Here is a 24,391-nt window from a genome sequence, read left to right as displayed (position 1 = left end):
CCGCGCCCGGAACCGGGTGGTGCGGGTGCCGCCCGCCACATCCGCATGCCGTGGCGGGGCGCCGGACGGCAGCACCGGGACCCGGGCGGGCCCCGGTCCCGCCGGTCGGGGTCAGCCCGGGATCAGGCCGTCGTCGCTGAGCATCTCCCGGACCTCTTCGAGGGTGGCGTCCGGGGACGGGAGGATGAGTTCCGACGGCTCCAGGGAGTCGTCGGGAAGCGGGGACCCGGCCGCGCGGACCGCGTCCAGGAGTGCCCCCAGGGTGCGGTGGAAGCCGGAGTCGTCGCCGCGCTGCATCTCGGCGAGCAACTCGTCGTCCAGCCTGTTCAGCTCGGTGAGGCGGGCATCGTCCAGCCTCACCTGCCCCTCCCCCATGATCCGTACGATCATGTCGCCCTCCTCAGGCGTGGGCCCGGATGGTCACTGCTTGTCGAAACGGGGTGTGTCCTGGGGCTGCGACGACGGCTGGGACTGGCCCGGGCCGCCCTCGATCGCCTGCTGCGACGACGAGGAACCGCCGGCCAGCTCCGCCTTCATGCGCTGCAGCTCCAGCTCCACATCCGTACCACCGGAGAGCCGGTCCAGCTCGCTCTGGATGTCGTCCTTGGCCAGACCCGACTGGTCGTCCAGGGCACCGGAGGCGAGCAGCTCGTCGATCGCGCCGGCCCGTGCCTGGAGCTGCGCGGTCTTGTCCTCGGCCCGCTGGATGGCCATGCCGACGTCGCCCATCTCCTCGGAGATGCCGGAGAAGGCCTCACCGATCCGGGTCTGCGCCTGGGCCGCCGTGTACGTGGCCTTGATCGTCTCCTTCTTCGTGCGGAAGGCGTCGACCTTGGCCTGGAGGCGCTGGGCCGCGAGGGTGAGTTTCTCCTCCTCGCCCTGCAGCGTCTGGTGCTGCGTCTCCAGGTCGGTGACCTGCTGCTGCAGCGCGGCACGGCGGGACAGGGCCTCACGGGCCAGGTCCTCGCGGCCGAGCGCGAGCGCCTTGCGGCCCTGGTCCTCCAGCTTGGTGGACTGGCCCTGGAGCTGGTTCAGCTGCAGTTCCAGGCGTTTGCGGCTGGTCGCCACGTCGGCGACACCACGGCGCACCTTCTGGAGCAGCTCCAGCTGCTTCTGGTACGAGTAATCGAGGGTTTCGCGCGGGTCCTCGGCCCGGTCAAGGGCCTTGTTCGCCTTCGCGCGGAAGATCATCCCCATACGCTTCATGACACCGCTCATGGGCTTCGCGCGCCCCCTTCTGACGGACTCCAGCTCCAGGTACTGCAACAGAACCCACAGTACGGGCCCTGCATCCATTACCGCACTGTTCGGGGACGGATGCGCTCATCCCCAAGGACGACTGCGACCGGCACCACTCCGGCGTAGGGAGTAGGTGGACCCCGAGGTCCGCCCGGGCGCAACGTCCCCTCTGCCCCACTACAGACGCACGGTGTTGCCGGATCGTTCCCCACTCGCACGACGTCCATGCCCGCGAACCCCGTACCCTTGGGTTTTGTGTTCCGAAGCCGTGCGAAGGAAGAGAAGGCCCCCGCCGCCAAGGCGCAGGCCGACTCCAAAGTGACCCGTGACCCGCAGGCCCCCAAGGGCCGCCCCACTCCGAAGCGCAGTGAGGCCCAGACCCAGCGCCGCAGCGTCGCCACGACGCCGACGACGCGCAAGGAGGCGGCCAAGCGCCAGCGCGACGACCGTCGCACCCAGATGGAGCGCCAGCGCCAGGCGCTGGCGAGCGGCGACGAGCGCTACCTCCCGGTGCGCGACAAGGGCCCGGTGCGCCGCTTCGCGCGTGACTTCGTGGACTCGCGGTTCTGTGTCGCCGAGTTCTTCCTGCCCATGGCCGTGGTCATCCTCGTCATGAGCATGCTGCGCGTCGGCGCGCTGCAGAACATCGCGCTGCTGCTGTGGCTGGTCGTGATCGTGCTGATCGTGCTCGACTCGATCCTCATCTCGATCCGCCTGAAGAAGCGGCTCGCCGAGCGCTTCCCCGACCAGCCCACCAAGGGCGCGGTCCGCTACGCGCTGATGCGCACCCTCCAGATGCGTCGACTCCGGCTGCCGAAGCCGCAGGTCAAGCGCGGAGAGCGGCCCTGAGCGCGACATCCTTCTCCGGGGGCGCGGCGGATGCCTGGCTGAGCAAGCTGGGCGGTCTGCGTGATGTCGTACGGCAGGAGCTGGTGGCCCGGCAGCTCGACGAGCAGATAGCCGGGCGCTACCCGGTGGGGCAGCGGCTGCGGGTGCTGGACGTCGGGATGGGCCAGGGCACGCAGGCCCTGCGGCTCGCCCGGGCCGGCCACCAGGTGACCGGCCTCGAACAGGACGCGACGATGCTGTCCGTGGCCCGGGAGGCGCTGGCCGCCGAGCCCGAGGGCATCCGGAGCCGGGTGCGGCTCATCGAGGGCGACGGGCGCGAGACCGGGGTGCACTTTTTGCCGGGCAGTTTCGACGTGGTGCTCTGCCACGGCGTCCTGATGTACGTCCAGGAGCCGGACGCGCTCCTCGCGGGCCTCGCGCGGATGCTGGCCCCGGGCGGGCTGCTCTCGCTGCTGGTGCGCAACGCGGACGCGCTGGCCATGCGGACCGGTCTGCACGGCGACTGGGCGGCGACGCTGTCCGCCTTCGACACGACGGCCTACACGAACCGGCTCGGGCTCGACGTCCGCGCCGACCGGCTCTCGACGCTGACCGGCACGCTCGCCGGGATCGGGGCACCGCTGCACGCCTGGTACGGGGTGCGGGTCTTCACGGACACCGCTGCCGACGGCGCGGCCGTTCCCGCGGACGTGGAGACGCTGCTGGCCGCCGAGGAGCGGGCCGGGCGCACCGATCCCTACCGCCGGGTGGCGGCGCTGCTGCACCTGTGCGGCGTGCGGGGCTGACCGTCCGGAGGTTGCGGGACCGGTGGGGTCCGTCGACCCGTTCGGGTGAGCACCGGAGGCAGTGACGCCCGGCGGAAAGCGACACTGCGGGCATGGATGCCTCCCGTGCCCTCGCCCGCGCCCGTGTTCATCCCCTGCGCCTGCGGGCGTCCCTGGCCCTGCTGGCCGGCGCGGCCGTGCTGGTGTCCGGCTGCTCGGCCGACGGAGCGGCTTCCGGCTCCGGCCAGAGGCAAGGCGCGACCACCACCCGGGCGGCGGTGCCCGCGGCGGCCGACGACCTCCAGGACGACTACCTGAAGGTGATCAAGAACGTTCTGCCGTCGGTGGTGCAGATCCAGGCGAGCGGCGCGCTCGGCTCGGGCGTCGTCTACGACGACTCGGGGCGCATCGTCACCAACGCGCACGTGGTCGGGGACGAGAAGAAGTTCAAGGTCACGACGGCCAGCGACGAGGGCGAGCTGACGGCGAGCCTGGTCTACGCGTACCCGGAGCAGGATCTCGCGGTCATCAAGCTGGACAAGCCTCCGCAGGGGCTGAAGGCCGCGGTCTTCGGGGATTCCTCGAAGGTGCAGGTCGGGCACATCGTGCTCGCGATGGGCTCCCCGCTCGGTCTGTCGTCCAGCGTGACCCAGGGCATCGTGTCGGCGACCGGACGCACCGTCAGCGAGAGCGGTTCCGGGGGCGGTACGGGCGCGACGATCGCCAACATGGTGCAGACCTCGGCGGCGATCAACCCCGGCAACAGCGGGGGCGCGCTGGTGAACCTCGACGGCCAGGTCATCGGCATCCCGACCCTCGCCGCCACCGACCCCGACCTCGGCAACAGCGCGGCGCCCGGGATCGGCTTCGCGATCCCCGCCTCCATGGTGAAGACGGTCGCGGACCAGATCATCAAGGACGGCCGGGTCACCGACTCGGGGCGGGCCGCGCTCGGCATCACCGGACGGACCGTGGTGGACGCCTCCTCGCAGCCCGCGGGCGTCGCCGTGGCGCAGGTGAAGAGCGGGGGCGCGGCCGACAAGGCCGGGATCGAACCGGGTGACGTCATCGTGGGCCTCGACGACACGGCGGTCACGAGCATCACCTCGCTCTCCGAGGCGCTCGCCGCGGAGAAGCCGGGCGACAAGGCCAGGGTGACGTTCACCCGCGGCGGGAACCGCAGGACGGTGGAGGTGACGCTGGGTGAGATCTAGCGGGGGTGCCGTCCGGCGGCCCCCGGGAGGTGGCCCCGACGGGCGGTCTCCGGGGCATGGCCGCGGCGAGCGGTCTCCGGGGCATGGCCGCGGCGAGCGGTCTCCGGGGCATGGCCGCGGCGAGCGGTCTCCGGGGCATGGCCGCGGCGAGCGGTCTCCGGGGCGTGGCCGCGGCGAGCGGTCTCCGGGGCGTGGCCGCGGCGGGCGCGCGGGTTGCCGGGGCGGGGCCCCGGCAACCCCGGCCGGCCTACTCCGGTTCGGCGTGCAGACTCATCGGACCGTAGATCTTCGTGCTGTCCTCGAAGAGGAACACCTGGTCCGCGCCGCCCGCCAGCAGGTCCTTCCACACCTCGCCGATCCAGGACTCGGCGTCGCCCTGCGTGGTGAACTCCTCGGGCTGCACCGCGGGTTGGACCTCTGTCCCGTCGGACTTCTCGAACCGCCACGTCCATGCCGCCATGTACGCCTCCAAGGTGTGAGCACACTGCACAGCGCGAGCCGGACAAGATCCGGCTCCCGTCCGAAGCCTAGCCGGACGCGCAAGACCTGCGGGGACACGGAAAAATCATCGGCGTGGAACTGACTCTTCTCGGCACCGGTGCCCCCGCGGGCCTGCCCCGCCCCGACTGTCCCTGCGCGGCCTGCGCGTCCGCGCTCGGTGAGAGGGCGCGGGCGGCGACCTCGCTGCTCGTCGACGGGACGCTGCTGCTCGACCTGACGCCCGGCGCCGCGTTCGCGGCGGCGCGTGCCGGACGGTCGCTGGGCGGCGTCCGGCAGGTGCTGCTCTCGCATCCGCACGACGGACCCGCCGTGGAGGTGCCGGCCGGGCTGCCGCAGCCCGGCCGGGTGCCGGACGGGCGGGAGTTGGCGCTGCTGACCGGCCATCGGGTGCGGGCGGTGCCGATGGACGCGCCGGGCACGGGCTACGCGGTGACGGGGCCGGACGGGCTGCGGCTGCTGTACCTGCCGCCGGGCGGCGCGCCGGCGGGCCTGGACGAGAACGGCGGCACGTACGCGATGGTGCTCGCCGACGTGGTGGGCCGGCCGGACGCGCTGGCGAAGCTGCGCGCGGTCGGCGCGGTCGGCCCGACCACGGACGTGATCGCGGTGCATCTCGACCACGACGTGCCGCCCGGGCCCGAACTGCGGCGGCGGCTCGCGGCGGCGGGCGCCCGGGCGGTGCCCGACGGGACGACGCTCGACGTGGGCGTCTACGAGGACGTGCCGGACGTGCCGCGCAGGACGCTGGTGCTCGGCGGCGCCCGGTCGGGCAAGTCGCTGGAGGCGGAGCGGCGGCTGGAGGCGTTCCCGGGCGTGCTGTACGTCGCCACCGGGGGCACCCGCGGCGGGGACTCCGAGTGGGCGTCGCGCGTCAGCGCCCACCGTGAGCGGCGGCCCGGCTCCTGGCGGACCGTCGAGACCTGCGACCTGGTCCCGCTCCTCGCGGAGGACGGCCCGCCGCTGCTCGTCGACTGCCTCTCCCTGTGGCTGACCGACGCCATGGACGAGGTGAACGCGTGGGACGACGCCGAGTGGTCCGGCGGCGGCGAACGCGCCCTGCGTGCCCGCACGCGGGAACTGGTCGCCGCGGTCCGCGCCACCCGCCGCACGCTCGTCGCCGTCTCGAACGAGGTCGGCTCGGGCATCGTCCCGGCCACCGCGTCCGGGCGCCGCTACCGCGACGAACTGGGGCGACTGAACGCGCAGTTCGCCGACGAGTGCGAGCACGTCCTGCTGCTGGTGGCGGGGCAGGCGGTGCGGCTGCGGGGCTGAGGCAGAGGGTGCGTGGCCCTCGCCGCACCGCTCTCGCCCCCGGGCTCGCGTCTCAGGGCTCGCGTCTCAGGGCTCGCGTCTCAGGGCTCGCGTCTCAGGGCTCCCGGCGGGCGACGACGCGGTACGCGTTCGAGAAGCGGGTGCGGCGCAGCAGGGGGGCCATCAGATGGTCGAGCGCCGCGGTGGAGGCGAGGAGTGGGGCGGAGGCCCGGGTCAGGCCCGTCCGCAGCCTGCGCTGGAGGGGTGTCGGGGGCGCGGGGCGCCAGGGGGCGTCGAGGCCGGGCAGGGCGCGGCCCAGGGCCAGCGCGACGGCGCCGGCGAGGTCGTAGGGGACGTGCGGCTCCCGGCGGTCCGTCACCACGATCGCGCAGCCGAGGGACTCCAGTTCGCCGAGCAGGTTGGGCAGCGGCATGAGGTGGAGATGGCGCGGCTGGCCGTACGCGACCCACCACTTGCCGAGCAGCGGGCCGAACGCGCTGTCCGGGTCGGGGACCTCGACGAGGAGGTGACCGCCGGGGCGGAGTACCTCCAGGGCGGCGCGCAGTTCCTCGCGGGGGTCGGGGGTGTGCTCCAGATGGTGGAACATGCTCACGACGTCGTACCGGCCGCGCAGCCGCTCGGCGATCCGCGGGTCGGTGAGCCGGCCGACGTGGGCCTCCTCCACCCGCCCGGCGGCGCGCGCCTTCTCGACGCGCCGTGACGCGTCGAGCCCGTCGAAGGAGGTGTACGGCAGGACCTCCCGGGCCGCCTCCGGGAAGTGTCCGAGCCCGGTGCCGATGTCGAGCCAGCTCTCCGGCTCGGGGAAGGGCAGCATGGCGCGGGCGGCGGCGCGGTGGCGCCGGGCGCCGCCGCGGGCACCGAGCAGCCGGTCGGCGAGGCCCTCGTGCGCCTCCTCCCGGCCGTCCCGGCGGTAGAAGGCGAGCCCCTCGGCGCTGAGCCGGGGATTCTGGAAGGCGTGGGCGCAGTCCCCGCATTCGTCGACGACGAACGTCCCCGGCTTGCGCTGCCGCAGGTCGGGCGTCCGCAGCCGGGTGCGCAGCCGCCGCGAGCCGCACCAGGGACAGTCGGCGCGCCGCGGTTCGTGGAACCGCTCGGTGCCCTGGGCGAGTTCGGCGGCATAGGCGGCCCGGCGTTCGGCGGTCGGCAACGAGGTGGGGGGCATGGGCGCTCCTGTCGGGGACGAGCCGTACGACAATCTGACACAAACGGTACGTATGTGAGCGCGATCCGGAGCGCAACGACGTGGCGCGGACGTGTTCGATCGAGGCCGGTACTGTTCGGCGAATGAGCTCGCTTAATCTCGACGACTTCACCGATCTGATCGAGCGCCCCGACGGAGGCGTACGCCGTGACGCCGAGGCGCGGCGGGAGCGACAGATCGTCCCGCCCGGCGCCCTGGGCCGCCTCGACGACCTGGGTGAGTGGCTGGCGGCGGCGCAGTCCGCGGTGCCGGTGCGGCCGATCGAGCATCCGCGCGTCGTGCTGTTCGCGGGTGACCACGGGATCGCCGCGCTGGGCGTGTCGGCACGCCCCGCGGGCACTGCCTCCGCGCTGGTCCGGTCGGTCCTGGAGGGCGCGAGCCCCGCCGCGGTGCTGGCCCGTCGGCTCGGCGTGCCGGTGCGGGTGATCGACATGGCACTGGAGGGCGACCCCGAGGGGCTGCCCGCCGAGGTCGTGCGGCACCGGATCCGCAGCGGCTCGGGCCGGATCGACGTCGAGGACGCGATGACCCTGGAGGAGGCCGAGGCCGCCTTCCGTGCCGGGGTCGCCCTCGCCGACGAGGAGGCGGACTCCGGTACGGACCTGGTAGTGCTCGGCGACATCAGTGTCGGCGGGACCACGGCGGCGGCCGTGCTGGTCGCGGCGCTGTGCGGAACGGACGCGTCGGTCGTGACCGGCCGGGGCGGCGAGGCCATCGACGACCTGACATGGATGCGCAAGTGCGCCGCCGTACGGGACGCGCTGCGGCGCGCCCGGCCGGTGCTCGGCGACCAGCTCCAGCTGCTCGCGACCGTGGGCGGTGCCGACCTGGCGGCGATGACCGGGTTCCTGCTGCAGAGCGCGGCGCGGAAGATGCCGGTCATCCTCGACGGCGTCGTGTCGGCCGCGTGCGCGCTGGTCGGACAGCGGGTCGCGTTCCGCGCCCCCGACTGGTGGCTGGCCGGGCAGAACAGCGGGGAGCCGGCGCAGGCGAAGGCGCTGGACCGGATGGCCCTCGAACCGCTCCTCGACCACGGGGTGACGGTGGGCGAGGGCGCGGGCGCGCTGCTGGCACTGCCGCTGGTGCAGGCCGCGGCGGGGCTGGCGGCGGACCTTCCGGAGGCCCCCTCCCCCACGGCCGACGCGGAATCCGGGACCAAGCCCGACCCCGAGCCGGATGCGGAGCCGCAGTCGCCGTCGCCGTCGCAGTCGCGGTCGCAGTCGGGCCCCGCTTCCCGGCCGGTCCCCGAACCCGGCACCGACTCCGACTCCTGACCCAGGACCCCACGGACCCCATCGGCCCCTGACGACGAGCCCGTCGCCGGGGGCCGGTCCTCGTTCGCCACTCGGGCCCAAGGCGCATCGAGCGTCCCGTCCCTCCCCCGTACCGACGACCTTGCGCCATATCATCGCGCTTCATGGGAGATGCCCGAATTGTCGTAGATCAGGAACGGGCGTCGGCCCGCCGGAGCGACGGGGACCGGCGGTCCACGGCCGCCTCGCGGCGGGCCGCGTCCTTCGCCGTCTGGTATCTGCGCGCGGTCACGTTCATCAACTTTCTGAGCGCCGCGTGGGTCTCGCTCGGTCAGGACGTACGACGGCACAACACGGAGAACTACTTCACGCCCTACCTGCTGACCGCGGGTTTCGCGTCCGGCGTGTTCACCATGTTCCTGGCCATCACGATGCGGCGCCGCAAGCGGGCCGCGTGGATCCTCAACTCCGTGCTCAGCGGCCTGTTCCTGCTGCTCTTCTCGGTCGCGATGGCGTTCCCGGAGATCCGCCAGTACGCGCAGAACTGGGTCTCCCTCGCGCTGACGGCGGGCTTCGTGGGCGCGCTGGCCGTCGGCCGCCGGGAGTTCTACGCCAAGGGCGACCGGTCGAACCCGAGGCTCGCCGCCGTCGTCGGGGTCGGCGGCCTGCTGGTCACCTCGCTGCTCGCGGCGCTGCTGGTCACGGTCACCAACACCGCGGGGGACGCGCACCGTTCTACCTTCCTGGACCGCTGGCGCTACGGCACCCTGCGACTCGTGTCGGTCGCCGCGGACGACTCCCACTACCCCGGAATCGCGACGCCCAACTGGGTCAACGTCACCGTCAACGTCCTCAGCACCCTGCTGGTCCTCGCCGTCCTCTACGCCGCGTTCCGCTCCCGGCGCGCCGTCGACCCGTTCACGGAGGAGGACGAGAAGCACCTGCGGGTCCTGCTCGAACGCAACGGCGACCGGGACTCCCTCGGCTACTTCGCGCTGCGCCGGGAGAAGAGCGTGGTCTGGTCGCCGACCGGCAAGGCGGCGGTGGCGTACCGCGTGGTGGGCGGGGTCTCGCTGGCCAGCGGCGACCCGCTCGGCGACCCCGAGGCCTGGCCGGGCGCCATCGAGCCCTGGCTCGCCGAGGCCCGGGAGCACGGCTGGATCCCGGCGGTGATGGGCGCGAGCGAGGAGGCCGGCACGATCTACGCCCGGCATGGCCTCGACGCGCTGGAACTGGGGGACGAAGCCCTGGTCGAGACCGCCGAGTTCACGCTCGAAGGACGGGCGATGCGTACCGTGCGACAGGCGTACAACCGGGTCCGGCGGGCCGGGTACCGGGTGCGCATCCGGCGGCACGAGGAGATCCCGGCCGACGAGATGGCGTACCTGCTGCGGCGCGCGGACGACTGGCGCGACGGGGCCACCGAGCGCGGCTTCAGCATGGCGCTCGGCCGGCTCGGCGATCCGGACGACGGGCGCTGCGTGATGCTCGAATGCACGGATGCCGAGGGCGCGTTGCGGGCGGTGCTGTCCTTCGTCCCGTGGGGGCCGAACGGGCTGTCCCTGGATCTGATGCGGCGTGACCGCGACTCCGAGAACGGGCTGATGGAGTTCATGGTGATCGAACTCCTGCGGCGCGCGCGGGAGATCGGGATCACTCAGGTCTCGCTGAACTTCGCGATGTTCCGGTCGGTCTTCGAACGGGGCGCGCGCCTCGGCGCCGGGCCGGTGCTGCGGCTGTGGCGCTCGCTGCTCAGCTTCTTCTCCCGCTGGTGGCAGATCGAGTCGCTGTACCGCGCCAACGCCAAGTACCGGCCCATCTGGGAACCGCGGTTCCTGCTCTTCGAGAAGAGCGCGGACCTGCTGCGCATCGGTGTCGCGTCGGCGCGGGCCGAGGGGTTCCTGGAGGCGCCGGGCCTGCCGAAGTGGCTGCACCGCAAGCATTTGGAGTCGCACAGATGAGACGGACGGGAACCGGCGCGGGGCGAGCCGCGGGAACCCGCGGATGAACCGGCTCGCCCGCCGGGCCCGCGCCGAGTGGGGTCCGCTGTACCTCGCCGTGAGCCGGGGCCTCGCGCGGCGGCGGTGGCGGGCGGTCCCGGTGACGCTCGGCGCGGTGTGCCTGACGGCGGCGCTGCAGTTCGTCCAGAACCGGTCGTGGGGCTTCCAGGCGGTGCAGGACCTCGGCTCGGTGCGGGCGGAGGACCCGCTGTGGCTCGCTCTGCTGCGCACCCCGTTCTCCCTGTTCGTACCGGCGCTGGACCTTCCGGTGTGGGGCGCGCTCGCGCAGATCCTGCTCGTCTTCGGGATCGCCGAGATCTGTCTGGGCTGGTGGCGCACGCTTCTCGTCGCATACGTGGCCACGCTGGCCGGGACCCTGTACGCGCGGGTCGGCATCGCCCTCGGCCCGCACCATCCGCTGGGGCTGCCCGGCGCCGACGCGCAGATCGTGGACACCGGCCCGTCGGCGGCCGTGGTGGGCCTCGCGGTGTTCCTCGGCTGGCGCTACCGGGCGTACGTCACGGCGGGACTGGTGATCGCGGCGATGGTGGTCGAGGTGCTGTTCAAGGACAACCTGGCCGGCAAGGAGCATCTGGCGGCCATCGCGGCGGTGCTGGTGATGTGCGGCGTCTCGGCCGTGCGTCACCGCCGTTCGGGCAAGGCGCGGGCGGGCTCCGGGTCGGGTTTGCCGCCGATCCATTCCTGAACCCTGCGGCTGGGGCCCGCCCAGCGGCGGTCGTGCCGGTAGGCGCGCAGCCGGGACCGGGCGCGGGCGCGCGGCCGGCGCCGGTAGAAACGCTTGGCCCAGGGCGAGCCGGGCTTGGCCAGCCGGATCATGCCGATGAGCGCGACGAAGGGGACGATGATCCCGAAGATGGCCGTACGCGCCTTGCCCTTGCTGAGGGCGAGCAGCGCGAAGCAGAAGTTGAGGGCGATGGAGACGATCGCGCTCGTGCGGTCCTGGAGTTCCTGGTCGTTGACGTCGTTGACGCCGAACGGCGAGAAGCCGCTGAGCACCAGGCCGACGAGGGCCGCCGTGAGCACCACGACCTCGACGCTCTTGCGGCCGTCCTCGGTCCAGTAGACGTCGTCGAGGTGCAGGATGAGCGCGAACTCGTCGAGCACGAGGCCGGCGCCGATGCCGAACACCACGGCGAACGCGGAGGCCCCGAAGCCGTACCGGCCGCTGGCCACCGCGCCGAATCCGCCGACCACCGTGAGCACGATGCCGGGGACCACGTGGTGGATGTGCAGGTCGCCGGCCTTGACGTTGCCGAAGGGGCCCTTGCCCGCCCGGATCATGCGCACGACGACGCGGGTGACGACGAAGGTCACGACGAACGAGGCCAGGGCGAGCAGCATGGGGAGCTTGCCCGGCTCGACGATGTTCCGCTGCAACCAATGACCCATATGCGAACTTTATCCACCGGCGCCGTGTCCGCCCTCCGGACGGCCGGATAGCCTGCGCCGATGTCCACGCCCTCTTCCGCCCCCACACGCGCCGACGGCCTCCGCTTCGCCTTCGGCACTCTCACCGTGCTTCCCGTGACCGTGACCCGCTGGGACCGGGACGCCGCCCGCGGCGGCATGCTGTGCGCTCCGCTGGCCGGTCTCGTGGTCGGGGCGGGCGCGGCCCTGGTGGGTGTGGCCCTGCTGGCCATGGGGGCGGGGCCACTGCTCGCGGCCGTGGCGACGGCGGCCGTCCCCGCGGTTCTGACCCGGGGGCTGCACCTCGACGGCCTCGCGGACACCGCGGACGGGCTGGGCAGCGGCAAGCCCGCCGAGGACGCGCTGCGGATCATGAAACAGTCGGACATCGGCCCGTTCGGGGTGATCACCCTCCTGTTCGTGCTGCTGGCCCAAGTGGCCGCACTGGCCGAGGCCTACGGCAGCTCGTGGTCCCGAGGCGTCCTCGCCGCCGTCCTCTCGGCGGTCGTGGCCCGCCTCGCGCTGACGCTCGCCGCCCGCACGGGAGTGCCGCCGGCCCGCCCCGAGGGCCTGGGCGCGGCGGTCGCGGGCACCGTGCCGGCCCGCTCGGCCCTGCTCGTGGCGGCTGCCGTGACGGTCGCCGCGGCGGGCGCCGGTGCGCTCGTCGGGGTGGCCGACCTGGTGCGCGCCGTGGTGGCGGTGGCCGCCGCCTGCCTGGCCGCCGAACTGCTGCTGCGGCACTGCACGCGCCGCTTCGGGGGTGTCACCGGCGACGTGTTCGGCGGCCTCGCCGAGACGGCCGCCACGACCGCGCTCGTGGTGCTGGCGCTCGGCTGACGGCCCCGCGCCGCGGGCCGGGGCGGTTCACGGGGCGGGCTCCAGGCCGCAGGGAAGCGTGCCCCAGGGGTGGTCGCCGACGCCGGGGACCGCGCAGTACAGGCCGGCTCCCCGCTCCCGGGCCAGGGCCGCCGGATCGGCACCGGGCGGTACCCCGTGGACGAGATGGCACAGGTCCGCCCCGGTACCGGTCCACGGCGGCGGGCCCTTCCTGCGGTAGCCGGCCCAGGTGCCCTCGAAGGTGACGAGGACATCGGCGACGCCGGCGTACACGGGGTGCGGGGTCGTCCCGTGGTTGAGGACGAGCGTGCCCCGGCAGGCCGCCGCGAGCCGCCGGTAGTAGTCCACGCCCGATTCCGAGGCGGCGGCCTGGTCGAGGAACGTGCCGTCGGTGTCGTACCAGGAACGATGCCGCGACACGTCGCGCAGGACGTCGGCGAGGGGCCGGCGCCCGTAGTCGGTGTCGACGTAACCGAGGACCCGGACGTCCGCGGCGCGCAGCCGCGCGGCGACCTCCGCGAACGCCGGGTCGGGGTCCTCGCCGGGTCCGCTGGCCGGGTTCAGCACCACGCCGTACAGCCGTGGCGCCGCCGCCAGGAGCGCCTCCCACTCGGCGGGACGGACGGCCGGGTGCTCGTAGTAGGGGACGAGGAGGGAACGGTCCGTACGGGAGCCGACCGGGCCTCCGGATCGGCCGGACGGCCCGAGGTCGGGGGTGCGCATGGGCGGGCTCTCTTCCGGGTGCCGGGTCAAAGGCGGTTCATCGGTGGGCGGTGGCCCTGCGCAGCCGCGTGCAGACCAGGACGGTCTGGGCGACGGCCGCGGTGCCGTGGACGAGCAGGGCCACCCGGTTCGGGTCGCCCACGCGGATGACCAGGGCCTCGGTCTGGACGAGGGCGGCGGCGCAGACGACGACGGCCGTGCCGGTGACGGCACCGAAGGACTGGAGCAGCAGCCCGGTCCACAGCACCGCGCCCAGCAGGAGCAGCCCGGCGAGGCGGACGGCGTCCGTGGACGCGGTCGCGTGCGGCCACAGCGCGGAGGTGCCGAGGGTGAGGGCGAGCAGCGCGGTGAGGTAGGCGGCGAGGCAGCGGACGAGGACGCCTCCGGTGATCCGCCGGAAGGCCCGTGCCGAACCGCCCGCCCGCAGTCCGGCGAGGCTCCCGCTGCGGAACCGGTACAGCAGCCATTCGGCCGGCCCCATGCTGAGGGTCAGCGCGACGGCGGCCGGTGCGGCGACCGTCGTACCGGCTCCGGCGAGGACGTCGCCGAGGGCCGCGTGCAGCACGAGGACACCGCTGCCGAGTCCGAAGAGCGCGTACGGGAGGGTTCCCGCCGTCCGCCGCGGGGTGGACCGGCGGGCCCGGAGCCGTCCGGCGACACCGCTCCGGCGAGGAGAAGAGGGCCGCTTCCCCCTCGCGGGCCGGCCCGCGGAAGCGGGGCGGGGCACTCCGGTCCGCCCGGAGGACTCCGCTCCGCGCGTCGGAGGCGTGCGCGGCGGGCTGCCGGCCGGCCGGCGGACACCGACCCGGCCCGCCACACCTCGACGACGGGGAGCCGCGGACCGCTTCCCGCCCGCCGACCGGCCCACGGAGGCCGGGCGGGACACTCCGGTGCGGCCGGCGGTCTCCGTGCCGTGCCGCCGGGATCCGTACGGCAGCAGGGCGGCGAGCACGGATCGCCGGCCGCCCTCCCCCGACTCCCGTGCGGCGGGCGCCACTTCGCGGAGGCCGAACAGGGCGACGGCGGCGAGCGAGACCAGCAGGAGGGCCGTGCGCGCGAGATCGGGGACCGGGTGCAGGACGGTGACGACCGCGCCCGCCGTCACGGGGGCCAGGGCGGCGAGCAGGAGGCGTTCCCGGCCCATCACCAGCAGCACGGTGGCGGCGCCCAGGTAGGCGGACTGTCCGGCCGCGAAGACCACGGCGCCCGGACGGGCCGGGCCCGCCACCGCGAGGGCCACCAGGGAACCGAGCAGCGCACCGGCCGGGGTCCCCACCAGCAGCACGCGGCGCGCGGCCGCCCGGTCGCCGAGCCCGAGCCAGGTGTACGCGCGGTGCGCGAGCCCCTGGTTCCAGGTCCAGCCGCACAGCGCGCCCGCGAGCATCGGGACGGTTCCGGACGGCAGCCCGAACCCGTCCCGGGGGCCGGCGAGAAGCGGTGCGGCGAGGACGTGGCCGAGGCCGGGGAGGGCGAAGACGATGCCCCGGAGGAGGCAGCCGAGGAGGCCGATCCGCCAGGGGTCGTGGGGCGGTTCCGCCGGTTCGGGGTGGTTCCGCGCGACCCGGCCGTACAACTCCTCGGCCAGCGCGAAGGAGTTCCGGACGCCGTAGCGTTCGCGTATCTGGTCGTCGGACATGCCGTCGGACTCCAGGGCCGCGGCGACCTCGTCGGGGTGGACGGCGGCGGCGACGAACTCAGCCATTTTGTCGGCGAGTTCGTCGATCGGGTCGGGGCGCGCCCAGCTCGGGGAGCGGCGCTGGGCGGGCAGCGCGGCAAGGGTGCCCTCGACGTCCTCGAAGGCGCCGGGCGGGCGCAGGGTGTCGCTCACCGGCCGGTCCCGTCCGTGGCGACGGCCTGGTACCAGGGGTCGCGGAGTTCGACGGTCCAGTCGGCGACGGTCTCGACGGTGGGCTCGTAGACCGCGGGCCGTCCGGCGAGCTCCTGGTAGATCGTCCGGAAGGCGTCGACGGAACGGCGCAGCGTGAACCGGTCGATGACCCGCTGCCGGGCCGACTCACCCAGTTCCGCGCGCCGTTCGTCGTCGCGGAGCAGGGTGAGGGCGGCGGCCGCCATCTTCTCCGGTTCGCGCGGCGGGACGACGAGGCCGGTGTCCCCGACCGCCTCGCGGACCCCGCCGACGTCCGTGGAGACCGTCGTCCGGCCGCACGACATCGCCTCGATGATGGAGAAGGGGAAGCCCTCGGAGATGGACGACAGCATGACGACGTGCCCGGCCGCGTAGGCCCGCCACACCTCGCTGATGCGGCCCTCGAAGGTCAGCCCGTCGGTGACGCCCAGTTCGGCGGCGAGCTTCTCCAGGCGGGTCCGGTACGCCTCCCCGCCGGGTGGTACGGGGCCGAACAACCGCAGCCGGGTGTCGGGGAGTTCGGCGCGCACCATGCCGTAGGCGCGCAGCAGGGTCTCCAGGTCCTTGATGGGGTCGACGCGGCCGCACCAGGTGAGGGTGGGCACGGCGGGTTCGGGGCCCGCGTGCGGGAAGGCGTGCGGGTCGACGCCGTTGTAGACCGTGCGGATCCGGTCGCCGTCGGCGCCGCCGCGCTCCTCCCAGCGCCGGTTGTACTGGTTGCAGGGCGTGATGAGGTCGGCGGCGCGGTAGCCCAGGGAGTTCAGTTCGCGGTAGAAGCCGAGCATGAACGCCTTGACGGGCCAGCGCTGTTCGGCGGCGCGGTAGCCGAGGTAGCGCTCGCGCAGGTAGATGCCGTGCTCGGTGAGCAGGAACGGGACGCCGTCGAGGTGGTGCGCCGCGAGCGCGGGCAGGGTGGCGAGGCCGCTGCTGACGGCGTGGGCGACGGAGTCCTCGGGGACGCGGACGCCGAGCGGGCGCAGCGCGTGTTCCAGCAGGTCCGTCGCCGTGAGCGCGTCGTGCACGGTGGGCGCGGCGGCTGCCGTCGGCAGGTGCGGCAGGGTCCAGATCCACATCAGGGAGCGCAGGGCGGCCTCGCCGCGCAGGGCGGCGGAGAGGCGTCCGTCGCGGGCGAGGACGGCCAGTTCGTACAGGGCGTCGCCGAAGTCCCCGGGCCGGTCCGGATCCGGGTCGAGGAAGGCGAGCAGGAACCGCTCGTAGGTGTCGGTGAAGCGGCGGCGGGCACGGCCCAGGGGTGCCCGGGTGCGGCCGGGCCGCGGGCCCCAGGTGGGCACCGAGGTGTGCCGGTAGACGTTGGGCGGCAGGTCCCACGTCACGGGTTCGCGGCCGCTGCCGGTGAGCGAGACGATGTGGAAGTCGACCTCGGGCATGCCCTTGACGAGCTGGTCGCACCAGGTGCTGACCCCGCCGTGGACGTGCGGGTAGGTGCCTTCGGTGAGCATGGTGACATGACGGCCGGTGCGCATCATGCGCGGTTCCCCCCTGGGACGGTTCCGTCCGGAGGGCGCCCCCGGCCCTCCGGTTGCACGGCTCGGACGCGCACCCCGGCCGGTCGGACCGGGGTGCGCGTCGAGCCGCGAGGCTGCTCCTCTAGCCGGGCAGGTTGAGCTTCAGAGCGGACTGGAGGAGCTCCGGGGTGGTCCAGTCGTTGCGCTGCCCGGCGTACGCGGTGCCGAACACGGCCGTGCCGAGCAGGAGTTGCTTCTTGGTCCCCTCCGGCACGGTCACCGGGATCTGGGTGCCGGACGGGGCGGTGACGGTGACGGTGTTGCCGACGCGGTAGGCCGTGACCTTGCCGCCCGCCAGGGCCGCCTGCCAGGCGGTGCGGCGCTGCAGCTCGGTGCCGATGGCGCTCTGCCGGGGGTTCTGCAGCGGGGCGTTGTCGGCGTAGAGGGCCCGGTAGTCGGCGAGCACCTTGTCCAGGACCGGATAGAGGATGCGGTCCTCGGCCAGGTTGGACTGGTGGACGTAGTGCGGGCGTGGGTCGTTGCCGATGGCGTGCCCGAGCGCGGTGCGCGCCTCCTGCGGGACGATGTGGTCGGCGTAGCCGGTGGCCGTGTTCAGCGGGGCCGGCAGGCAGGTGGACGTCGCGTTGTTCTCGCAGAGGCCGCTGCCGCCGTCGGCCTTCGAGGTGTAGATCCAGTTGTACTCGTCGGCCATCTCCTCGGCCCGGCCCGCGTTGTAGTACACGTTCATCGGGTAGCGCGGCACGGTCAGGGCGCTGCCGACCGAACGCTGCGCGGGCTCACGGGAGTTGTCGGAGCCGGTCCATCTGACGCCGTTCGCGGACAGGGCGCCCGCCAGGTTCGGGTTGTCGTCGGGCTGCTGGGGCAGCGTCCGCAGGCCCGAGTGCTCGCCGGTGACCAGCTCGGTGCGGTCCGTGGACAGACCGTGCGAGGAGGCCCAGCTGTTGTTCTGCGAGATCTCGGCGGAGATGTCGGCCCGGCTCATGTACTTGGTCGTGCCGTCGGCGTTCTTCGAGCAGCTCCACGGCACGGTGGTGGTGTCCTGGACGCAGCCGAGGAACAGGTGTGTGTAGGTGTGGTTCACCCAGCGGTACTTGGCCCGGTCCGCGAGCAGCCTGGTGGCGAGGGCGTCGGTGCCGCCGTTCTCGCTCTTCCACTCCTCGCCCGCGCCCGCGTTGAAGACCATGTCGAGGGTGAAGCCGTGGGCGGCCTGCCACTGGGCCGCGTAGGCGGCGTCGTCGGCGGTCATCCGGATCGGCGTGGTGCTGTCCTCGCCGTTTCCGCCCGCGCAGTCGATGTCGCCGGGCGTGCAGTTGCGCTGGGAGTCCCAGCGGGCGTCGGGCGCGAAGACGTCGTCGACGTGGACGGAGAAGTAGTTCCTGCTCTGCCCGAGGTGCACGCCCTGCGTGAGCCACTCGACGATGCCGCGGGCCAGGACCTTGAACTGCTTCTGGTACTGGTTGTACGCGAACGTCACCACGAGTTCGCGGCGGCCGTCGTGCGCGTACTGGCCGAGCAGCGTGCCGCCGGTGGGGGCGTTCAGATAGCTGGTGAACCCCTCCCTCGGGTGCGCCGCGTAGCCGTAGCTCTCGTCCACCGCGGGGTCGTTGTCCTCGAAGGTGAGCGGTCCGTCGAGGTAGCGGAACGGTCCCGCGGTGCCCGCGGCGGTCACCTGGGTACGGAGGCCGTCGAGGACGCCGGACCAGCCGCCGTTCTGGTCGGTGTAGTCGAGCCCGACCTCCGGATGCGCCCACGTGTAGGCGTCGACCTGCGGAATGGCGAAGGTCTTCTCGTAGGTCTCCAGGGCGGTCTGCTCGGCCGAACCCGGGCCGAACGGCGCCTCGTTCGGGAGGACGACGCCCTGGTACCTGGCGCGCGGGACGCCGTTCACGGTGTCGCTCAGGAACGCGGCGTCGATCTTCGGGCGGCCCGTGTCGGTCAGGTCGAGCGTGGTGTACGGGATGCCGCTGTTCTTCAGCTCGGCGGTGATCGCGGCCACCTGGCCCGCGCCGTTGTCGACGACCAGGACCTTGAGATCGATCCTCGGCGTCGTCGCCGCGGTCGCGCCGGGTGCCCCCACTCCCAGCGCCAGGAGTCCGGCGGCCGCCACGGCGGCGGCCGTCGCTCTCTTTCGGTGCGTGTTCGGTGCCATGTCGACGTCTCCCCCTCGAAGATCCCTCTTTTCGGTGGAAACCGAGAGGGATCTGTGGAAATCATGCAAAGCAGCGGGCGCCGTGCCCGCTGGAACACGACGAGTGTTGCTCAGGTCACCACGAGTGAGGGGCGGGAACCGGACAATGGCACCACCTCCAGGTGAACGCCCGCAGGAATGAGCGAAACGCGCGCCCGAGCGTAGGCTCGTCCCGGGTACTCGCCCGGCTCCTGGCAGGGGCCCCGGCAAGGACCGCCCCCGAGGACGGATCTAGGGTCAGCCGTCGGGCCCGGTCGACCCACCTCTCTCGGCCAGAAGAACTTTCAAGGAAGCGGAGATCTCACCACCGTGACTGCTCTCACTCTCAGCACCGCCGCAGCGTCCGGTCTGCGGGCCGACGCGATCGTCGTCGGCGTCGCGAAGGGCCCCAAGGGCCCGGTCGTCGCGCCGGGCGCCGAGGCCGTGGACAAGGCGTACGACGGCGGGCTCGCCGGAATCCTGGAGACCCTCGGCGCCTCCGGCTCCGAGGGCGAGGTGACCAAGCTGCCCGCACCCTCCGGATTCAAGGCCCCCGTCGTGCTGGCCGTGGGCCTGGGAGCCGCTCCGGAGGAGGACGACAGCTTCGGCGCCGAGGCGCTGCGCCGCGCCGCCGGTGTCGCCGCCCGTGCGCTCGCCGGTGCCAAGAAGGCCGCGTTCGCGCTGCCCGTGACGGACGCGGCCGACGCCGGTGCCGTCGCCGAGGGCGCGCTGCTCGGCGCGTACTCGTTCGACGCGTACAAGGACAGCGGCCGCTCCGGCGACTCCGCGAAGAACGGCAAGGGCCCGCTCGGCGAGGTCACGCTGCTCGGCGGCAAGCCCCGGGACGCCGCGTACAAGGCGGCCGTCGCGCGCGCCACCGCCCTGACCGACGAGCTGAACCGCGCCCGCGACCTCGTCAACACCCCGCCGAACGACCTCAACCCGGAGTCCTTCGCCGCCGTCGCCACCGCGGCCGGCAAGGAGCACGGCATCAAGGTCCAGGTGTTCGACGAGAAGGCGCTCGTCAAGGGCGGCTTCGGCGGCATCCTCGGCGTCGGCGCCGGCTCGGCCGCCGGTCCGCGCCTGGTGAAGCTGTCGTACACCTCCTCGAAGGCGAAGAAGCACCTCGCCTTCGTGGGCAAGGGCATCACCTACGACTCGGGCGGCATCTCGCTGAAGCCGGCCGGGCACAACGAGACGATGAAGTGCGACATGGCCGGCGCCGCCGCGGTCTTCGCCGCCGTCGTCACCGCCGCGCGTCTCGGCCTGGACGTCAACGTCACCGGCTGGCTCGCGCTCGCCGAGAACATGCCGTCGGGCTCCGCCACCCGCCCGGGTGACGTGCTGCGCATGTACAGCGGCAAGACCGTCGAGGTCCTCAACACCGACGCCGAGGGCCGGCTGGTCCTCGCCGACGCGCTGTGGAAGGCCTCCGAGGAGAAGCCGGACGCGATCGTCGACGTGGCGACGCTGACCGGCGCGATGGTCCTCGCGCTCGGCAACCGCACCTTCGGCGTGATGGCCAACGACGACGCGTTCCGCGCCTCGATCGTCGACGCCGCCGAGGAGGTCGGCGAGGAGTCCTGGCCGATGCCGCTGCCCGAGCACCTGCGCAAGGGCATGGACTCCCCCACCGCCGACATCGCCAACATGGGCGAGCGGATGGGCGGCGGCCTGGTCGCCGGTCTGTTCCTGCGCGAGTTCGTCGGCGAGGGCATCACCTGGGCCCACGTGGACATCGCGGGCCCGGCGTTCAACGAGGCCGGTCCCTTCGGCTACACCCCCAAGGGCGGCACCGGCTCCGCGGTCCGCACCCTGGTCCGTCTCGCCGAACTGACGGCGGCAGGCGACCTGGGCTGATCCTCCGGGCGACGAACGGCCCCGGGTGTTCCCGCACCCGGGGCCGTTCGTATGGCCGTATGACGGTTTCGTCTTCGACGAAATCCGCAGGTTCGCCCCGCCCCGCACCCTGTCGACGTGATGGATCAGACGTCCCACACACCGGCCCGGCGTCTCGCTCGCCCTCGACAAGTGCGAAGATGGGTTCTCGGCAGGACAGGGCCCCCACCACAGGGCCGAAGAAGAGCGGCCGGACACCAGCCGCCGACCGGTCACTGGAGACCGGCGTGGCGCACATGCATGGAGGACGTGACGTGGCGAACGACGCCAGCACCGTTTTCGACCTAGTGATCCTCGGCGGTGGTAGCGGCGGTTACGCCGCGGCGCTGCGCGGAGCGCAGCTGGGTCTGGACGTCGCCCTGATCGAGAAGGACAAGGTCGGCGGTACCTGCCTGCACCGTGGGTGCATCCCCACCAAGGCCCTGCTGCACGCGGGCGAGATCGCCGACCAGGCCCGCGAGAGCGAGCAGTTCGGCGTCAAGGCCACCTTCGAGGGCATCGACGTACCCGCGGTCCACAAGTACAAGGACGGGGTCATCTCCGGTCTGTACAAGGGTCTGCAGGGTCTGATCGCGTCCCGCAAGGTGACGTACATCGAGGGTGAGGGCCGTCTGTCGTCCCCGACCTCGGTCGACGTGAACGGCCAGCGCGTCCAGGGCCGTCACGTGCTGCTCGCGACCGGCTCCGTGCCGAAGTCGCTGCCGGGCCTGGAGATCGACGGCAACCGCATCATCTCCTCGGACCACGCCCTCGTCCTGGACCGCGTGCCGCAGTCCGCGATCATCCTGGGCGGCGGGGTCATCGGCGTGGAGTTCGCCTCCGCGTGGAAGTCCTTCGGCTCCGAGGTCACGATCATCGAGGGTCTCAAGCACCTCGCGCCCCTCGAGGACGAGAACTCCTCCAAGCTTCTTGAGCGCGCGTTCCGCAAGCGCGGCATCAAGTTCAACCTGGGCACGTTCTTCTCGAAGGCCGAATACACCCAGAACGGTGTCAAGGTCACCCTCGCCGACGGCAAGGAGTTCGAGGCCGAGGTGCTGCTCGTCGCCGTCGGCCGCGGCCCGGTCTCGGCCGGCCTCGGCTACGAGGAGCAGGGCGTCGCGATGGACCGCGGCTACGTCCTGGTCGACGAGTACATGCGCACGAACGTCCCGACCGTCTCCGCCGTCGGTGACCTGGTCCCGACGCTCCAGCTCGCGCACGTCGGCTTCGCCGAGGGCATCCTGGTGGCGGAGCGTCTGGCCGGTCTGAAGACCGTCCCGATCGACTACGACGGTGTCCCGCGGGTGACGTACTGCCACCCCGAGGTCGCCTCCGTGGGTATCACCGAGGCCAAGGCCAAGGAGATCTACGGCGCGGACAAGGTCGTCGCTCTGAAGTACAACCTGGCGGGCAACGGCAAGAGCAAGATCCTCAACACCTCGGGCGAGATCAAGCTCGTCCAGGTGAAGGACGGTGCCGTGGTCGGCGTCCACATGGTCGGCGACCGCATGGGCGAGCAGGTCGGCGAAGCCCAGCTGATCTACAACTGGGAAGCGCTGCCGGCCGAGGTCGCCCAGCTCATCCACGCCCACCCGACGCAGAGCGAGGCGCTCGGCGAGGCCCACCTCGCCCTCGCGGGCAAGCCGCTGCACTCGCACGACTGACCGGCCTCCCGGCCGGCCCCAGTCACCCGCGTCGAGCAGGGCGCGGCGACGACCACAGACTTCCGCAAAATTCGTAAGGAGCAACAGAAACCATGCCGGTTTCCGTAACCCTTCCGGCGCTCGGTGAGAGCGTCACCGAGGGCACCGTCACCCGCTGGCTGAAGGCCGAGGGCGAGCGCGTCGAGGCCGACGAGCCGCTGCTGGAGGTGTCGACCGACAAGGTCGACACCGAGATCCCCTCGCCCGCCGCGGGCATCCTCGCGTCCATCAAGGTCGCCGAGGACGAGACCGTCGAGGTCGGCGCCGAGCTGGCCGTCATCGACGACGGCACGGGCGCGCCCGCCGCCGCCCCGGCCCCCGCCGCCGAGGAGGCCCCGGCCGCCGAGCCGGAGCCCGCCCCGCAGGCCACCCCGTCCACCGAGGCCGAGGCCCCCGCGCCGGCCCCGACCGCCGAGGCCGCGTCCGGCGGCGGTTCCGCCGAGGGCACGGACGTCGTCCTGCCCGCGCTCGGCGAGTCCGTCACCGAGGGCACCGTCACCCGCTGGCTGAAGGAAGTCGGCGACGAGGTCGCCGAGGACGAGCCGCTGCTGGAGGTGTCGACGGACAAGGTCGACACCGAGATCCCCTCGCCCACCGCCGGTGTGCTGCTGGAGATCGTGGTCGGCGAGGACGAGACCGCCGAGGTCGGCGCCAGGCTCGCCGTCATCGGCGCTCCCGGTGCCGCTCCGGCCGCCGCGGCTCCGGCCGCTCCCGCCGCCCCCGCCGAGAAGCCCGCGCCGGCTCCGGCTCCGGCCCAGCCGCAGGCCCCGGCGGCACCCGCCGCCCCGGCTCCGGCTCCGGCCCAGGCTCAGGCACCTGCCGCTCCGGCCCCCGCACAGCCGCAGGCTCCGGCCGCTCCGGCTGCTCCGGCCCCCGCGCCGGCCGCGCCCGCCCCCGTCACCCCGGCCCCGGCGCCCGCCGCGACCTCCGGTGACGACGGCGCGTACGTGACCCCGCTGGTCCGCAAGCTCGCCGCCGAGAACGGCGTCGACCTCGCGGCCGTCAAGGGCACCGGCGTCGGCGGTCGTATCCGCAAGCAGGACGTCATCGCCGCCGCCGAGGCCGCGAAGGCCGCCGCCGCGGCTCCGGCTCCGGCCGCCGCCGCTCCGGCCGCCGCCGCCAAGAAGGCGCCGGCCCTGGAGGTCTCCCCGCTGCGCGGTCAGACCGTCAAGATGCCGCGCATCCGCAAGGTCATCGGCGACAACATGGTGAAGGCCCTGCACGAGCAGGCCCAGCTGTCCTCGGTCGTCGAGGTCGACATCACCCGGCTGATGAAGCTCCGCGCGCAGGCGAAGGACTCCTTCGCGGCCCGCGAGGGCGTCAAGCTCTCCCCGATGCCGTTCTTCGTGAAGGCGGCGGCCCAGGCGCTGAAGGCCCACCCGGCCGTCAACGCCCGGATCAACGTGGACGAGGGCACGATCACCTACTTCGACACCGAGAACATCGGTATCGCGGTGGACTCGGAGAAGGGACTGATGACCCCGGTCATCAAGCGCGCGGGCGACCTGAACATCGCCGGCATCGCCAAGGCCACCGCCGACCTGGCGGGCAAGGTCCGGGCGAACAAGATCACTCCGGACGAGCTGTCCGGTGCGACCTTCACCATCTCCAACACCGGTTCGCGCGGCGCGCTCTTCGACACGATCATCGTGCCCCCGAACCAGGTCGCGATCCTCGGCATCGGCGCCACGGTCAAGCGTCCGGCCGTCATCGAGACGGAAGAGGGCACCGTCATCGGCGTCCGCGACATGACCTACCTGACGCTCTCCTACGACCACCGTCTGGTGGACGGCGCCGACGCGGCCCGTTACCTGACCGCGGTCAAGGCGATCCTGGAGGCCGGCGAGTTCGAGGTCGAGCTCGGCCTGTAGTCAGGGCAGCGGCACCCACCGCACCGTCGCCGCGCCCCCGTCCGGAGTTCCGGACGGGGGCGCGGTGTTTTCCACCGTTCCCCGGCAGAGACCGCACTCCCTCGGGGCCGCGGGACCGTCCACCGTCCGGGAGACCG

Annotated in this window: 20 protein-coding genes; 11 read left to right on the top strand and 9 right to left on the bottom strand. The window is 73.2% G+C overall.

Annotated elements, in window-relative coordinates:
• Window positions 1-111: 111 nt before the first annotated feature.
• Complete coding sequence (gene pspAA, locus OG406_RS28510) at window positions 112-390, bottom strand: PspA-associated protein PspAA (RefSeq protein WP_164373924.1); 279 nt, start codon at window positions 388-390, stop codon at window positions 112-114.
• Window positions 391-420: 30 nt separating this feature from the next.
• Window positions 421-1,218: a PspA/IM30 family protein gene (locus tag OG406_RS28505; RefSeq protein ID WP_081216810.1), complete on the bottom strand. Its 798-nt coding sequence runs from the start codon at window positions 1,216-1,218 to the stop codon at window positions 421-423.
• A gap of 246 nt (window positions 1,219-1,464) precedes the next feature.
• On the opposite strand from OG406_RS28505, the gene OG406_RS28500 reads away from it, so the two are divergent.
• The 3 genes from OG406_RS28500 to OG406_RS28490 all read left to right on the top strand — a co-directional run bounded on the left by OG406_RS28500 (window position 1,465) and on the right by OG406_RS28490 (window position 4,066).
• Window positions 1,465-2,088 (top strand): DUF3043 domain-containing protein, encoded by a 624-nt coding sequence (locus tag OG406_RS28500; RefSeq protein ID WP_266613106.1) that lies wholly within the window; start codon window positions 1,465-1,467, stop codon window positions 2,086-2,088.
• 83 nt (window positions 2,089-2,171) lie between these two features.
• Window positions 2,172-2,873, top strand: coding sequence for a class I SAM-dependent methyltransferase (locus OG406_RS28495; RefSeq protein ID WP_329188491.1), 702 nt, complete (start codon window positions 2,172-2,174; stop codon window positions 2,871-2,873).
• 92 nt (window positions 2,874-2,965) lie between these two features.
• Entirely contained in the window at window positions 2,966-4,066 is a 1,101-nt protein-coding gene (locus OG406_RS28490) for a S1C family serine protease (protein ID WP_327409979.1), read from the top strand.
• Between the two features lie 247 nt (window positions 4,067-4,313).
• Here the strand turns inward: OG406_RS28490 and OG406_RS28485 are convergent, their stop codons facing one another.
• Window positions 4,314-4,526: a hypothetical protein gene (locus OG406_RS28485; protein WP_081216814.1), complete on the bottom strand. Its 213-nt coding sequence runs from the start codon at window positions 4,524-4,526 to the stop codon at window positions 4,314-4,316.
• Between the two features lie 113 nt (window positions 4,527-4,639).
• Here OG406_RS28485 and OG406_RS28480 point away from each other — a divergent pair, with 113 nt between their 5' ends.
• Complete coding sequence (locus OG406_RS28480; RefSeq protein WP_164373920.1) at window positions 4,640-5,839, top strand: bifunctional adenosylcobinamide kinase/adenosylcobinamide-phosphate guanylyltransferase; 1,200 nt, start codon at window positions 4,640-4,642, stop codon at window positions 5,837-5,839.
• A gap of 94 nt (window positions 5,840-5,933) precedes the next feature.
• Here the strand turns inward: OG406_RS28480 and OG406_RS28475 are convergent, their stop codons facing one another.
• Window positions 5,934-7,001 (bottom strand): class I SAM-dependent methyltransferase, encoded by a 1,068-nt coding sequence (locus tag OG406_RS28475; protein ID WP_329188486.1) that lies wholly within the window; start codon window positions 6,999-7,001, stop codon window positions 5,934-5,936.
• Between the two features lie 122 nt (window positions 7,002-7,123).
• Between OG406_RS28475 and cobT the strand changes: the two genes are divergently transcribed.
• The 3 genes from cobT to OG406_RS28460 all read left to right on the top strand — a co-directional run bounded on the left by cobT (window position 7,124) and on the right by OG406_RS28460 (window position 10,999).
• Entirely contained in the window at window positions 7,124-8,314 is a 1,191-nt protein-coding gene (gene cobT / locus OG406_RS28470; RefSeq protein ID WP_329188485.1) for a nicotinate-nucleotide--dimethylbenzimidazole phosphoribosyltransferase, read from the top strand.
• A 143-nt stretch (window positions 8,315-8,457) separates the two neighbouring features.
• Window positions 8,458-10,254, top strand: coding sequence for a phosphatidylglycerol lysyltransferase domain-containing protein (locus OG406_RS28465; RefSeq protein ID WP_329188484.1), 1,797 nt, complete (start codon window positions 8,458-8,460; stop codon window positions 10,252-10,254).
• Window positions 10,255-10,297: 43 nt separating this feature from the next.
• Entirely contained in the window at window positions 10,298-10,999 is a 702-nt protein-coding gene (locus OG406_RS28460) for a hypothetical protein (RefSeq protein WP_329188482.1), read from the top strand.
• Here OG406_RS28460 and OG406_RS28455 read toward each other — a convergent pair.
• Window positions 10,936-11,703: a hypothetical protein gene (locus OG406_RS28455; RefSeq protein WP_267050590.1), complete on the bottom strand. Its 768-nt coding sequence runs from the start codon at window positions 11,701-11,703 to the stop codon at window positions 10,936-10,938. The genes OG406_RS28460 and OG406_RS28455 overlap by 64 nt on opposite strands.
• 60 nt (window positions 11,704-11,763) lie before the next feature.
• Here OG406_RS28455 and OG406_RS28450 point away from each other — a divergent pair, with 60 nt between their 5' ends.
• Window positions 11,764-12,558, top strand: a complete 795-nt coding sequence (locus OG406_RS28450) for an adenosylcobinamide-GDP ribazoletransferase (protein WP_267050591.1) — start codon at window positions 11,764-11,766, stop codon at window positions 12,556-12,558.
• A 27-nt stretch (window positions 12,559-12,585) separates the two neighbouring features.
• Here the strand turns inward: OG406_RS28450 and OG406_RS28445 are convergent, their stop codons facing one another.
• From OG406_RS28445 to OG406_RS28430, 4 genes are all read right to left on the bottom strand, one after another.
• On the bottom strand, window positions 12,586-13,281 hold the full coding sequence (locus OG406_RS28445; RefSeq protein WP_267050592.1) for a spherulation-specific family 4 protein: 696 nt from the start codon (window positions 13,279-13,281) through the stop codon (window positions 12,586-12,588).
• Between the two features lie 37 nt (window positions 13,282-13,318).
• Window positions 13,319-15,109, bottom strand: a complete 1,791-nt coding sequence (locus OG406_RS28440) for a hypothetical protein (protein WP_329188479.1) — start codon at window positions 15,107-15,109, stop codon at window positions 13,319-13,321.
• Window positions 15,106-16,635, bottom strand: a complete 1,530-nt coding sequence (pelF, locus tag OG406_RS28435; protein WP_164373913.1) for a GT4 family glycosyltransferase PelF — start codon at window positions 16,633-16,635, stop codon at window positions 15,106-15,108. The genes OG406_RS28440 and pelF overlap by 4 nt, the downstream gene beginning before the upstream one ends.
• Before the next feature lie 121 nt (window positions 16,636-16,756).
• A complete protein-coding gene (locus OG406_RS28430; protein ID WP_329188477.1) occupies window positions 16,757-18,784 on the bottom strand; it encodes a hypothetical protein in 2,028 nt (675 codons plus the stop codon).
• A gap of 348 nt (window positions 18,785-19,132) precedes the next feature.
• Here OG406_RS28430 and OG406_RS28425 point away from each other — a divergent pair, with 348 nt between their 5' ends.
• The 3 genes from OG406_RS28425 to sucB all read left to right on the top strand — a co-directional run bounded on the left by OG406_RS28425 (window position 19,133) and on the right by sucB (window position 24,254).
• Window positions 19,133-20,662, top strand: coding sequence for a leucyl aminopeptidase (locus OG406_RS28425; RefSeq protein ID WP_081216824.1), 1,530 nt, complete (start codon window positions 19,133-19,135; stop codon window positions 20,660-20,662).
• 293 nt (window positions 20,663-20,955) lie between these two features.
• Window positions 20,956-22,344, top strand: a complete 1,389-nt coding sequence (gene lpdA / locus OG406_RS28420) for a dihydrolipoyl dehydrogenase (RefSeq protein WP_081216825.1) — start codon at window positions 20,956-20,958, stop codon at window positions 22,342-22,344.
• Window positions 22,345-22,436: 92 nt separating this feature from the next.
• On the top strand, window positions 22,437-24,254 hold the full coding sequence (sucB, locus tag OG406_RS28415) for a 2-oxoglutarate dehydrogenase, E2 component, dihydrolipoamide succinyltransferase (RefSeq protein WP_329188474.1): 1,818 nt from the start codon (window positions 22,437-22,439) through the stop codon (window positions 24,252-24,254).
• Window positions 24,255-24,391 lie beyond the last annotated feature (137 nt).

This window comes from Streptomyces sp. NBC_01428, from assembly GCF_036231965.1.
In the GTDB taxonomy this organism is placed as follows: domain Bacteria; phylum Actinomycetota; class Actinomycetes; order Streptomycetales; family Streptomycetaceae; genus Streptomyces.
Note: the sequence above shows the minus strand (reverse complement) of the source record. Positions and strands in the feature narration are given on the sequence as shown.